Here is a 12,186-nt window from a genome sequence, read left to right as displayed (position 1 = left end):
GGGACCACTGAACGCCGGCTCGCTTCGCTCCCCGGCCCGCGCGAAGCGCGGGCGCCCCTCCGCTTCGCTCCGTGAACGCAGTGAACGGGCCTCGCTTCGCGATGCCCTGACCCGCTACCACTTCTTGGCTAACTGTCAGGGGCTCCGCTTCGCTCCTCCCCTGAGCTCGTCCGCTTCGCTCCGAATCAAACTTGCTCCGCAAGGCGCAGGGAGAGGCCGTCCCGACCCAAGGCGAGCATCACAAATCAGTGACGCCATCGGTCCAACCGTTCTGTGCTTCATTCTGGAGTACAGATAGAGACTGGACTCCTGCTCCACACCTGGACTCCTGCCGACAAGAACGATCACCGACCTGCGGGGTCCCTCCGGGCCCAACCAGCCTGAAACGCCACGTCAGTTCGGCTCCGCGTGGCCGAGCGCCTCTTATTGATAAAAGGGAATCGCAAAAAACCCACCCTGACCTGCGATTTTGCAAGGAGGAATGTGTTGGGCCTGACGCATCGCCCTGCACCCTTGTGTCTCGCCCGACACAAGGGCAAGCATTTAGCCCTGAGAACAGGTACAAAATACGCTTGTGTCTGTTCAGGCCTGGAAGACTGCTTCTCCGTCCGCAAGGAACAAGTTGACGCCCTCGCATCGCAAACCTGACCAACGCAGTGCGCGTGCGAGCTGATGCGCCACTTTCCAGACCTGGATGCCAACGCCCTTGTCAAGATTCTCAAGGTCCACCGCGTGCGTCTTGGGCACGACCGGCAAGTGGCCTGGAGTGACTGGCTGGAGATCCATGAAGGCAATCACCGAGTCAGCTTCGTAGACGATGCCGGCGTCCGCCTGACCCGTCGCTATTGCGCAAGAGATACATCCGCTGTCCCTCACAGCATGCCTCCTCAAGGCCCAGTTCCCTCATGCCGCTCACGACATCAGACACGGCCCACAGATGCGAGCGGATTGCACCGAAGCGGCTTGCTCAGCGGTCGCACTTCCCCCTGATGAGCCGGATCTCACCATTCACCAACGTGATTAGTCACTTTTTTGAGTATGATGCGATGCTGACGGCCCTGCTGGACGGTGAGTACAGCAGGGACCAGTTGGCGAAGCTGAAGCGGGAAGGCAGGCGGCTCGTGCCGGACGGTGAGTACCTGCGGTACGTCGCTCTGGGGGACAGTCAGACCGAAGGGCTGGGGGACGGGGACGACGCCACCGGCCTGCGCGGGTTCGCCGATCGGTTCGCCGAGCGCCTCGCTTTGGTCAACCCCGGGGTGCAGTACGCCAATCTGGCCGTACGGGGACGGCTTGCGGGCCAGGTGCGCGAGGAACAGTTGGGGCCGGCGCTGGCGCTGCGCCCGGACCTGGCCACCGTTGTCGCCGGGGTGAACGATGTGCTCCGGCCCCGGTTCGACGCCACCGAAGTGGCCGGGCAGCTGGAAGAGATGTTCGCGGAGCTCACTGCTTCCAGTGCGCATGTCGTGACGCTCACGTTCCCCGACGTCGGCAAGATCGCACCCCTCGCCCGACCTCTCAGGTCCCGCGTCCTTGCGCTCAACGCCCACATCCGCGCCGCGGCTGCCCGCCATGGAGTTACGGTCGCCGAGACCACGCAGCACATGGTGACCACCGACCCTCGGCTGTGGACCGCAGACCGGCTCCACGCGAGCCCTCTGGGCCACGAACGGATCGCCGCAGCCCTCGCCCACGCCCTCCAGCTGCCCGGGAGCGACGACGCCTGGACGCTGCCTCTGCCGCCCCGGGCCATTCCCCCGGCCCACCGAGCGGCGGTGGCTGAGCTGCGCTGGATAGCCGCGTTCCTCGGACCCTGGCTCGGGCGCCGACTGCTCGGACGGTCTTCCGGCGACAGCCGAACCGCCAAGCGCCCCCAGCTCCTGCCGTTGAGCGGGCTGCCCGTCGCTCCCTCGGACACCGGTCCAGAAGGCCCGCCCTCGTTGTAGCCGCACTGGGACAGGCCTCCCGAGCCCGTGAAGAGCGTGGCCGCGCGCAGCTGCATTATTACGCCGTAATACTGCAGCCGCGCGGTGGGCCCTGCCCAGTACTCGCAGGCCCTCAAGGACGAGGCGGTCTCCCCCGCGCGGGTGGGACGGTGGCGCCGGATCTCCTTCCGGGCCGGACCCGGAACTCGTCCCCCGTACCGACGACCGCGAACGCGCGTGCCAACAGGATGGTGTGCATGACTTCCACCCCGCCCCGCTGGGCCGTCCGCGCCGCCCATCTCTGCGCGCTCGTCACGCTGCCTACCGGCCTCTGGCGCCTGCTTCTGGCGACGGGTCACCAGGCCGGCTACACCGAGGCGGGCTACGCGGCGATGGACTTCAGCGGCTGGGGCGCGGGTTATGTCATCGGCCTCAGCCTCGTCAGCGAGGTGATCGCGCTTCTCGCCCTCGGGCTCGTGCGGCCGTGGGGCGAGGTGGTCCCCGGCTGGGTTCCCCTGCTCGGCGGGCGGGCGCTCCCCCGCCTCGCGGTCGTCGTACCGGCTGCCCTAGGGTCCCTGATGCTGGCGGTCCTGTGGACGCCGCTCGTCGCCTGGTGGGCTCTCCCCCACTCCGACCTGACCGCGCGCGGCAGCCTGGTTGTGGGGCTGCTCTATCTGCCGCTGGTCGCCTGGGGGCCGCTGCTCGCGGCCGTGACGGTCTCGTACAACCGCCGTCGTCGGTCTGCTGCCGAGATTATTACGGCGTAATACTGCGAGCGGGCGGGGTGGCGGTGCTCCCTCCGACCGAGCGGCCTCGCGGTATTACGCCGTAATAAGTGAGGTCGGGGCGCAGATTATTACGGCGTAATAATCTGCGCCCCGACCTCAGCGGTGGTTACGTCTCGGCCCTCATCCGCTTCGACTCCTCGATCTTGAAGTCGACGAGCAGCTCGGTGAGCTTGCGACGGGACGGGACGTCGAGCTCGGCGATGATCAGGCTCGCCAGGGTGTAGGCGTCGGTCGACGGCAGACGCGTGGGGGGCTCCGCGGGGGACTGCCGCTTCTGCTTGGGGGTGCGGGGCTTCTGGGTCCTGGTGGCCTTCAGGTGCTCGAGGTGGGCCTCCTGTTCCTCAGCCTTCTTCTTGCCGACCAGGCGCAGCGTGGCTGCGGACTCCTCGCCCGACTGGAGCTTCTCCTTGAGGGAGGGGGTCAGGGTCAGGAGCGCGAGGCGTTGGGAGACCCAGCCCTGGGAGCGGTGGAGGCGGGCGGCGAGGGCTTCCTGGGTGCCGTGGATCTTCAGGAGCTGTTCGAGCGCCTTGGCCTCGTCGAGGTGGTTGAGCTCCTGGCGGTGGATGTTGGCGACGAGGGCCGATTCCAGTATCTCGTCGGGGTTGCTGCCCAGCTTGTCGTCGAGCATCACCTTGATCTCGGTGAGGCCGGCTTCGCGGGCGGCGGCGAGGCGGGAGTTGCCGTCGATGACGACGTACTTGGCGCCGGGTTCGAGATCGTCCTCGCGGCCGGGGTTGCCTTCGAGGTAGGCGAACCGGCCCATGATGCTGATGGCGGTCTTCTGCCCGTGGTCGCGCAGGCTGTTGCCGAGGTCGGTGAGGTCGCCGAGGTCCGACCTGGGGTTGTCGGGGTTCAGGCTGATGGCGTCGACGGGGAGTTGGACCGGGGGCGGGGCACCCTCGGTGGGGGCGGCGGCGACCTGGTTGATGGCGGCGCGGCGGGCGCTGATGGACTGGGTCTGGCCGAAGGAGGAGCCGGCGCCGAGCCGGGATGCCTTGCTCATGAGATCTCCCGGGCGAGGGCGCGCAGGCCGACTGCCTGGTCGCAGCGGGGGGAGTAGGCGAGCAGGGGCTGCTTCACGCGTACGGCCTCCTTCTGTTCCTTGAGGTCACCGATGACGCCGACGACCCTGGGGTCCTTTATGTCCATCCAGGACTCGAGGGACGAGGTGGCGATGTAACCGCGGCGGGCGTCGTAGTGGTTGACGACGATGCCGAGGTAGTCGAGTTCGAGGTGCATGTCGTCGCGGAGGTCCTCGATCTGGGAGGTGAGGAGTCCGTAGGCGTCGGCGGAGCTGTCCTCGGCCTGGACGACGACGAGGACGCCTGAGTTGCCCGGGGCCTCGCCCTGGCGGCGGCGGCCGTAGTAGGCGGCGGCGTCCATGCTGAGGCCGAGGCTGGGCGGGCAGTCGATGATGACGGCATCGTAGTCGGCCTCGATGGCGGACAGGGCGCGTTCCAGGGCTGCTTCGCGGGCCCGGACCCCGGAGAGCTTCACGTCGAGGAGGAAGGCGTCGGTGCAGGCGGGGAGGAGGTGGAGGCGGTCACCGAAGCGGGGGTCGTCGATGGGGACGACGAGGTCGGCGAGGCGGCCCTTGGCCTCGCCCGCCATGTGCTTGGTGAGGCTGTCGCCCTCGATGGGCAGCGGCTGGTGGCCGAGTTGCTTGGTGAGGTGGCACTGGGGGTCGAAGTCGACGAGGAGGACGCGCAGTCCGAGGCCGGGAAGGTCCTCGTAGTCGAGCGGTGAGGGGTCCTGGTCGTCGGCGAGCGCGGCCGCGAAGTGCTTGGAGATACGGACGGGGTGGAGCGCGCCGGGGTCCTCGGCGAGGGCCTCGCCGGTGCCCGCGGCGACGGCGGTCTTGCCGACGCCGCCCTTCTGGTTGCACGTGATGATGCGCTTGGGGTGCTCGGGGCGTACGACGGTGGGCGCCGGGTTCGTCTCCAGCCACATCACGACGGACTGGGCGAGGCCCTGGATGAGGGAGAGGCCGCGGGAGGCGCAGTCGGCGCGGAAGCCGTCCCACTGGCCGTCAGGCAGGAAGGTGGCGAAGGACTTGGCCCCGGCGGTGTCGATGGGGGAGAGGTTGGAGCCGAGTCGCCGCCAGGCCTCGATGCCTGCTTCGACGGCGTGCTGGATGTCGATGTTGTGCTGGGCGGCCCGGATCTTCAGGTCCTGCTGCAGCACCGAGGGCAGCTTGGAGACGACCTTCTCGCGGTCGCCGGGGGAGGGCGAAGTCATGGCAGCCACCTTACTAACTTCGATGATCCTTTTTGGCACCGACGCGTTAGTTCTGGCTGTTTTTTGTTTGAGGGTCACTCAAGAGCCCGGCTCCGGGGTGGCCGTGGAGCCGGGCCGGAGGGTCCGCGGGAGGGGGGCCGGGGCGGTTATTACGGCGTAATAAGTCGGCGGGGTGGGGGGATTATTACGCCGTAATAATCCCCCCACCCCGCTCAGCTGCCGGTCTCCGCCGTCGCGGCCAGGCCGCGTTGCGAGCGGGGCGTCTTGTCGCCGACACGCTTCGGCTCGATGGTGCTCGGGTCGACCGCCTCACCGGGCGCGCCCTCGTGGTACGGGCCGTCGGGGTCGGCGTCACGGTCGTGGGGGAGGAGGAAGAAGACCCTGCGCAGATGGAGTCCGCTGTCGGGGTCGGCCTCGGTGTGGGCCTCCAGCTCGGTGTAGCCGACCATGCGCCCGTCACGTTCGTAGCGGGGCTTCCCGCGGCGGCGGGTGGTCTTGTCGAGCGCCTGGCGTACGTAGTCGAGGTTATCGGGGTTCTCCAGCCAGACCACGGCGTTCTCGTGGTGGAGGTCGCTCTCGTTCAGCAGCGAGCTCATGGCTGCAGCCCCTTTGTGTGTCGGCCGGCCGGGAGGAGGCCGGGGTGGGTGTGAGCACGTTCCCTGGTGGGGGCACCGTGTTCATGGTAGGCCGGACCGGCGGGTACGCGTCGGGTGCGTGGGTCAGGCATGGCCGGTCCTGGAGTCGTCGTCGGAGAGGAGTCCGAGGCCGGGGTAGTACTTCTTGCCGCTGGACTTCATCATGTCGGCGGGCGAGGCGAGGGAGAGTTCCTGGCGGACCCGGGTCGCGAACGCGCGGGCGGTCGCGGGACGGATGCCCTCGCCCGCACCGCACCAGCTGCTGTACGCCGCGTAGAGCAGGCCCTGTTCCACGCGGAGGTCCGACGTGTGGGTGGTGCAGCATTCGGCGAGGAAGCGGCCGATGTGGTCCTCGGTGGTGGCGTAGGCCGCGGTGGCCGACCGGACCGTGGCGGGGCCGTCGAGGGGGTCGCGGGTGGCCAGATAGAGCTTGGCGCCTTCGATGAGCCACTGGAGAATGCCGGGGCCCTCGCTCTGCACGAGCTCCTTGGCCAGGTTGTCGATCTTGCGGGCTGCGGGGACGACGCGCTCGAACGGGATGAGGCGGATGCGGCGCCAGAACGCGTGGCCTCCGGTGCCGACTTCGGGGCGGTGGTTGCCCAGCAGCCAGAGCTTGTGGGTGGGGTTGAAACTGAAGAAGTCCTGCCGCATACGGCGGGCCATGATGCGGTCGCCGCCGGTCAGCAGCTTCACCCGGGACTCGTCGAACTTGTCGTTCGGCTTGAGCTCCGAGCAGACGACGATGCGTCGCCCGTGCAGTTCGGTCAGCTCGGTGGAGTGCTCGGAGAACTTGCCCTTCTCCATGAGGAAGCCAGGCGGGGCCGCCTGCGCGTAGTCGCCGAGGATCTGCGTCATGACGTCCAGGAGGACGGACTTGCCGTTCGCTCCCGTGCCGTACAGGAACGGGAGCACCTGGGCGCCGACGTCACCGGTGATGGAGTAGCCGAGGAGCAGGTGGAGGAAGTGAATGGTCTCCTCGCCCTTGACGTCGTCCCCGAATGTGTCGTGCAGGAAGCGGTACCAGCGCGGGGTGTGCGTCGCCTCGGGCGCGACGCTGGTGGCCCGGGAGTGCATGTCACCCTCGGGGTCGGGCTTGCGCAGGTGCCCGGTGTGCAGGTCGACGACGCCCGCGGGCGTGCACAGCGCGTACGGGTCGCCGTCCAGGACGTCCGGGTCCAGGGCGAGCGCTGGGGAGGCCTTCGCCTGGGTGAGCATGGCCTTGATGCCCGGGGTCGACATGGAGCGGCGTCGGTGCGCGCGCACTTCCCGGTCGGTGAACTGGCCGGTGGGGTCGGTGGGGGGCATCTGCTCGGCCAGGTCGCCCGCGGCCCAGACGGCGGCTTTCTCCCCACCGGTGCGCTTCCAGCGGTACTGGTCCCAGTGGTACCAGCCCAGGCCCTCGACGTGCCGGAACTGGTCGCCGAACATGACCGCGAAAAGCTTCGCGTTGCCCCGGTCGGTCAGGAGCGCCGGCAGCCGGCCTTCGGGCAGGGGCTCGTGGACCACGGTGGCGTTCTGCTGCGCGGGCAGGCCGGGGAGGCCGCCCTCGGTTTCGAGGGCGAGCATCTGCTGCGCTGCGGCAGTGGCGTCGAAGCGCGGGCTGCTGTCGGCGCTGCTCATGGGCGTCCTTCGGGATGGAGCGGGCGGGCTGCGCCGGCGGACAGGGCTGAGGCGATGACGGTGAGGCTGTGCCGATGGCGGTGCGGGCGGGCTGCGTGGGCCGCGTCGGTGAGCAGGTCCTGTGCGCGGGGTTCGGCCAGGTGCCCGGCCGCGACGAGGCCGCCCGCCGTGTACGCGGCGCGGTTGAGCTTCTCGGTGAAGGCCATGCCTTCGGCGGCCGCCGCGCAGGCCCGTACCTCGGCGAGCAGGGGTTCGAGCAGCCGGAGCGCCCGTGAGGCGGCACGTGCCGGGCGTACGGGGCGGGGCACCGGGACGCGGACCGGCGCGGGCTGCGGTGCGTGGCCGGTGCGGCTGAGCTCGGCGGCGAGCCAGTCCGGCAGGAGTGCGGGCATGCGGGCTGCGCCGACGGGGGTGTAGGTGCCCGCGGAGGTACGTGTGGCCGGAGTGACGATGTAGCCGCCGACCGCACGCACGTCGACCTGCCAGGCAAGGGCGACCTTGGGGCTGGAGCCCACCGAAGAGCGGTAGCCCGGTGCGCCGGGAGCGGTGCGGTACCAGACGTGGAGGCCGCCGGACGGGGTACGCACGCGAAGGGTCGCCTCGTCGTCCGCGGGGCTGGGAGCGCCCCGCAGGGCAGCCAGGAGGGCGAGAGTGTCGAAGCCGGAAGCCAGGCCGGTCAGGTTGACGTTCTCGTGAATCGGGATGCCGGGCAGGAGCCGGTCGCGGTGCGGGACTTCGGCACTGTGTGCGTCGATGTCCAGTACGACGAGCCCCGCCGGGCCGCACGAAACGCCGACGCCGAAAGAAGGGTTGACGCCCCACCAGGCAGCCAGGAGCTCCGGGTCGGTGGTCGCGGCGTGGAAGCCGTGACACCACTTGCCCGCGGGCAGGCAGGGGCAGTCGGCGGGGCGGTGGGGGTCCTCGCGGCAAGCAGGGCAGTTGCCCGCGGGGGTCTTGCGGCCAGCGGCCAGAGGGTGGACCGGCCAGCCGTTCGCCGCGCACCACCGGGCCATGTCGAAGGGACTCGTGGGTCCCGCCGCACGCGGGCCACTGGTCTCTCTTTGACGCGGCACGCTGATCGTCCTTGTCGAGGGCCAACAGGTTGTTCAGTCCTGAAAGATTCGGTCCCATTCAAGAAAAGCCCAGTTCAGAGCGGTTCCACTGCCGGGCTGAGGGACTGAAGGGACTGAGTTTTCAGATTCGGACCAGAGCCTACAACAGGCGTCCCACAGCAGGCGGGACTCTTCGTGCCGCGAGTCCCTTCGGTCCCTTGCCCGAGGAGGAGTTGTACGTCCGGTCCGGGCGTGTCGGGCGCATGCGCCGACCTCGGCGGGGAGGGACCGAAGAGGAGGGACTGAACGTGGAACGGGAGGGACTGGAAGCTTTGGTCCCTCTTCGGTCCCTCGGGCGAAAGTGCAGGTCAGCGGCTTGTGGGTGAAAAAGAGAGGGACTGAAGGGACTCAAGCTCCGTAGTTATCAGCGCTTCAGGACCAGAGTAGTAGGTACAAAGGGATATATAGGGTTGTTCTACGCGTACGCGCATACACACGCCTGCATAATCGGTTATAACTGCCGATCTTGAGTCCCTTCAGTCCCTTCAGACCCTGGCTACCGAGAAACGCAAGCCTCTGACCTGCGTTTTTACTGGAGGGACTGAACGGGGACCGAATGAGGAGGGACTGAAGGGATTTCAGTCCCTCGCGGCCGGCGCGGGGCCGAACGCGTCCAGGTGGTCGGCGGCCCAGTCGCGGAACGTGCGGGCGGGGCGCCCGAGCAGACCGGGCAGGGTGGGGTCTACGACCGCCTTGGAGCCGCTGTGCTGCCGTCTGGCGCTCTCCAGGAGGGCGTCGGCGATATCGGCTGGGTAGCGCGCTCCGAGGGCCGTACGGGCCTGCTGGGGGGTCAGCTCCTCGAACCGGAGCTCTTGGCCGAGGAGATCGGCGAGCTCTGCTGTCTGCTGGGCTGCCGAGAGAGTCTGAGGGCCGGTCAGGGTGTGGGCCCTGCCCGCATGCTCCCCAGCTGCCCCCGTAAGGGCCCGTACGGCGGCCTCGGCTACGTCCCGGGGGTCGACGCACGCGTTCGCCGAAGTTCCGTACAGGGCGCGCACCACCCCGTCGGCGCGGATGGAACGGGCCCAGGACAGGGTGTTCGACATGAAGGCGCGGGGCCGCAGCAGGGTCCAGGCCATGCCGGAGGCGCGCAGGAGCTCCTCGTTGCGGCGCTGGTGGCGGGTGATCAGGTCATCGGCCAGGGGGTCGGTGACGGCGGCCGCGGAGAGTTTGACGATGTGCCGGACGCCGGCCGCGCGGGCAGGGTCGAGGAAGCGCGCGTCGTCGTTGCCGTCGGGGTTGGTGACCAAGAACGCGGTGTGGACGTTGTGCAGAGCGTCCGTCAGTGACGCGGAGTCGGTGAAGTCACCGTGGACGATCTCGGCGCCCTGCGTGGCGCAGGCGACCCGTTCCGGGTTCCTGGCCATGATGCGTACGGCCCGCCCGGCGGGGAGGAGGCGGAGCACTTCACGGCCGATCGTCCCGGTTGCGCCCGTGACGAGGATCATGGTTTCCCTTTCCTGCCGGACATTTCCCCGACCAGGGCGGAGGGAAGCGGCCGGCCTGTAAGATACGAACTGGACGGTTTATTTACACTCCCCACGTTCGACCACCCTGAGGAGGGAGGAGGCAGAGTGGCTGAGCAGCTACGGGCTATCCGCACCCGGCAGACGATTCTTTCGGCGGCGGCCAAGATCTTCGAGGAGCAGGGGTACCAAGCAGCCACGATCTCCCAGATCCTCACCGAGGCGGGAGTCACCAAGGGCGCGTTGTACTTCCACTTCCACTCCAAGGAGGATCTCGCCCAGGGCGTTCTCTCCGAGCAGGACCCGCGCATCATCGTGCCGATGCGGGCGTCGAAGGTGCAGGAGATCGTGGACGTCGTCATGCTGCACGCCCACCGCCTCCAGACCGACCCGATGGTGCGGGCCGGTGTCCGGCTGACGATGGACCAGCAGACGCAGAACCTCGACCGCAGCGGCCCGTTCCTGCGGTGGGGCGAGGTCGGGCTCGACCTGCTCCAGCAGGCGCAGGCCCAGGGCGAGTTGCTGCCGCACATCTCGCCGCCCGAGACGGCCGAGGTCATCGTGGGCTCCTTCGCCGGTATCCAGTCCATGTCGCAGGCCGTGTGCGAGTACCGCGACCTGGTGGTGCGTGTGTCCGCGCTGATGCGTCATCTGCTGCCCAGTGCGGTGATGCCTTCGGTGCTGGCCTCGCTGGACCTGTCCGAGGGCCGGGGCGCCAAGGTGTACGCGGAGGCGCTGAAGGCGGCCGACCTGCGTGACGTCCTGGAGACCGCGAGCTGACAGCGCCGGGGCGCCCCGCCTCCCGCCGGTCTACCCGGCAGTGGCAGGGGCGCCCGGTTCGAAGTACGCCGTCAGCACCTGCCCCAGCTCACCGTCGCCGGGTACCCAGGCGAGATGACCGTCGGGCCGCAGCAGTACCGCCTCGTACGGCACTGCCGGGGTGGGCCGGACCTCGACGGTATGCAGGATGCCCGCCCATGCCCTCGACGCTTCCCGGTGGCGGTCGGCCTTTTCGCCGAGGAGCAGCAGGTGCGGCCGGCCGTCGTGCAGGAGGCGGATGACGTCGGTGTCCCCGTCCGGGGTGCCGAGCGCGGTGTTGGCGAGGTACGTTCCCGCGGCCGGGCCGCCCGCGCCGGTGGGATCCGGCAGGACGGTGTCCTGGGCGCTGATCAGGCCGCTGAGGTGGCCGCTTCCGCTCTCCGCCGTGAGGAGGCCGGTGAACACCGTGCGCAGCGCTTCCGCTTCGGGGCCGGGGCGCATCAGGGCGAGCTGGGCCAAGGTGCCGTCGATGACACGGCGGGCGAGCGGGCGACGTTCCGCGTCGTAGCTGTCCAGCAGTCCGGGGCCCGCCGTGCCGTGCACCGCGTGGGCCAGTTTCCAGCTCAGGTTCAGCGCGTCGAGCACACCGGTGCTCAGGCCCTGGCCGCCGATCGGGAAGTGCACGTGAGCGGCGTCGCCGACGAGGAAGACCCGCCCCCGGCCGAACGTGCGGGCCAGGCGTGCGAAGTCGCTGAACCGGCTGAGCCAGTGCGGCGAGTGCATCGCGATGTCCCGGCCCGCGATGTGGGCCACCTCGTCGCGGAGTTCGTCCAGGGTGACGGGGCTCCGCCGGTCCTCGTGGGGTCCGGCGCAGTTGAGCGTACGGAGGTGCGTGCGATCCCCGTCGTGCTTGGCGACGATCCAGCCGCGCGGGGTGCGGTGCCAGCCCTTGGGCAGGTCCCCGGAATCGGCCAGGGTGACGGTCCCCATCAGCGCGGACACCGTCGCCGGGACCGTGTCGGACTCAATGCCGGACCGGGTGCGGACCGTGCTGCGGGCGCCGTCCGCACCCACCACGTAATCGGCGCGGAGGACGGCCGAGCCCTGGGGGCCTTCGGCCGTGCCCCGTACACCGCTTCCGTCCTGTTCGACGTCGGTGACGCGGTGACCGCGCAGGATGCGGGCCCCGGCCGTGCGTGCCCGCGACTCCAGGTGCCGTTCCAGGTCGGCCTGGGCGCACTTGAGGACCGGTTCCGGTTCGTGCGGGGGAGCGGTGATGGTCAGGCCCGGGAGCCCGGCGAAGTGGAAGGCGCTGGAGGCGGGTTCCGGGCCGTACGCGGGCCGGGCCGGGCCCGGCATGTGGCCGCGACGGGCCAGTGACTGCACCGCGCGGGCGTGCAGGGTGGTCGCCTTGGGCTGGTCGGAGACCTCGGTCCTGGGTTCGAGGAGTACGGTGTCCACGCCGTACGCGGCGAGTTCGGCCGCGACGAGCATGCCGACCGGGCCGCCGCCGGCCACGAGCACCTGGGCCCGGATGGGATGTTCCCCCTGCACTGTGGCGCCTTTCTGTCACGTTTCTTACCGACGACAGAAATATACCGGACGTGCTGTTTCTTATCTATCCCCGGGCAGGCTCCCGATTCCGG

Annotated in this window: 10 protein-coding genes and 1 pseudogene; 3 read left to right on the top strand and 8 right to left on the bottom strand. The window is 69.4% G+C overall.

Annotated features, from left to right (window positions below; genetic code table 11):
* Nucleotides 1-582 precede the first annotated feature (582 nt).
* The gene (locus tag BLW14_RS33115) at nt 583-876 is read right to left on the bottom strand and encodes an HIT family protein (protein WP_093711052.1); all 294 of its coding nucleotides are present in this window, start codon (nt 874-876) and stop codon (nt 583-585) included.
* Between the two features lie 245 nt (nt 877-1,121).
* Here BLW14_RS33115 and BLW14_RS33110 point away from each other — a divergent pair, with 245 nt between their 5' ends.
* Together BLW14_RS33110 and BLW14_RS33105 are read left to right on the top strand one after the other, a co-directional pair.
* Nucleotides 1,122-1,946, top strand: a complete 825-nt coding sequence (locus tag BLW14_RS33110; protein ID WP_093711058.1) for an SGNH/GDSL hydrolase family protein — start codon at nt 1,122-1,124, stop codon at nt 1,944-1,946.
* A gap of 236 nt (nt 1,947-2,182) precedes the next feature.
* A complete protein-coding gene (locus BLW14_RS33105; protein ID WP_093711051.1) occupies nt 2,183-2,692 on the top strand; it encodes a hypothetical protein in 510 nt (169 codons plus the stop codon).
* Nucleotides 2,693-2,963: 271 nt separating this feature from the next.
* Here the strand turns inward: BLW14_RS33105 and BLW14_RS33100 are convergent.
* The 6 genes and pseudogenes from BLW14_RS33100 to BLW14_RS33075 all read right to left on the bottom strand — a co-directional run.
* Nucleotides 2,964-3,716 (bottom strand): annotated as a pseudogene (locus BLW14_RS33100) (ParB/RepB/Spo0J family partition protein); the annotation flags it as partial.
* Nucleotides 3,713-4,951 carry a ParA family protein gene (locus BLW14_RS33095; RefSeq protein WP_093711049.1) on the bottom strand — a complete coding sequence of 413 codons (1,239 nt, stop codon included), beginning with the start codon at nt 4,949-4,951 and terminating at the stop codon, nt 3,713-3,715. The gene BLW14_RS33095 and the pseudogene BLW14_RS33100, both read right to left, overlap by 4 nt.
* A gap of 212 nt (nt 4,952-5,163) precedes the next feature.
* Entirely contained in the window at nt 5,164-5,547 is a 384-nt protein-coding gene (locus BLW14_RS33090) for a DUF6009 family protein (RefSeq protein WP_018521694.1), read from the bottom strand.
* Between the two features lie 123 nt (nt 5,548-5,670).
* Nucleotides 5,671-7,206: a DNA primase family protein gene (locus tag BLW14_RS33085; RefSeq protein WP_093711048.1), complete on the bottom strand. Its 1,536-nt coding sequence runs from the start codon at nt 7,204-7,206 to the stop codon at nt 5,671-5,673.
* Nucleotides 7,203-8,219, bottom strand: coding sequence for a bifunctional DNA primase/polymerase (locus BLW14_RS33080; protein WP_093711047.1), 1,017 nt, complete (start codon nt 8,217-8,219; stop codon nt 7,203-7,205). Before BLW14_RS33080 ends, BLW14_RS33085 begins: the two co-directional genes overlap by 4 nt.
* Before the next feature lie 677 nt (nt 8,220-8,896).
* On the bottom strand, nt 8,897-9,763 hold the full coding sequence (locus BLW14_RS33075) for an NAD(P)H-binding protein (RefSeq protein ID WP_093711046.1): 867 nt from the start codon (nt 9,761-9,763) through the stop codon (nt 8,897-8,899).
* Between the two features lie 126 nt (nt 9,764-9,889).
* Here BLW14_RS33075 and BLW14_RS33070 point away from each other — a divergent pair, with 126 nt between their 5' ends.
* Complete coding sequence (locus BLW14_RS33070) at nt 9,890-10,561, top strand: ScbR family autoregulator-binding transcription factor (protein ID WP_093711045.1); 672 nt, start codon at nt 9,890-9,892, stop codon at nt 10,559-10,561.
* Nucleotides 10,562-10,591: 30 nt separating this feature from the next.
* Here BLW14_RS33070 and BLW14_RS33065 read toward each other — a convergent pair whose 3' ends face one another.
* Nucleotides 10,592-12,094, bottom strand: a complete 1,503-nt coding sequence (locus BLW14_RS33065; protein ID WP_093711044.1) for an FAD-dependent monooxygenase — start codon at nt 12,092-12,094, stop codon at nt 10,592-10,594.
* Between the last annotated feature and the right edge of the window lie 92 nt (nt 12,095-12,186).

It is taken from the genome of Streptomyces sp. 2131.1 (assembly GCF_900105515.1).
Taxonomy (GTDB): Bacteria; Actinomycetota; Actinomycetes; order Streptomycetales; family Streptomycetaceae; genus Streptomyces; species Streptomyces drozdowiczii.
The sequence above is the reverse complement of the archived record's forward strand: the minus strand, read 5'-3'. Positions and strand labels throughout refer to the sequence as shown.

What these genes read in the sequence shown, in the direction of transcription:
- BLW14_RS33095 (WP_093711049.1), bottom strand. Translation starts at nt 4,951, where the DNA reads ATGACTTCGCCCTCCCCCGGCGACCGCGAGAAGGTCGTCTCCAAGCTG.
- BLW14_RS33075 (WP_093711046.1), bottom strand. Translation starts at nt 9,763, where the DNA reads ATGATCCTCGTCACGGGCGCAACCGGGACGATCGGCCGTGAAGTGCTC.
- BLW14_RS33105 (WP_093711051.1), top strand. Translation starts at nt 2,183, where the DNA reads ATGACTTCCACCCCGCCCCGCTGGGCCGTCCGCGCCGCCCATCTCTGC.
- BLW14_RS33090 (WP_018521694.1), bottom strand. Translation starts at nt 5,547, where the DNA reads ATGAGCTCGCTGCTGAACGAGAGCGACCTCCACCACGAGAACGCCGTG.
- BLW14_RS33080 (WP_093711047.1), bottom strand. Translation starts at nt 8,219, where the DNA reads ATGGCCCGGTGGTGCGCGGCGAACGGCTGGCCGGTCCACCCTCTGGCC.
- BLW14_RS33085 (WP_093711048.1), bottom strand. Translation starts at nt 7,206, where the DNA reads ATGAGCAGCGCCGACAGCAGCCCGCGCTTCGACGCCACTGCCGCAGCG.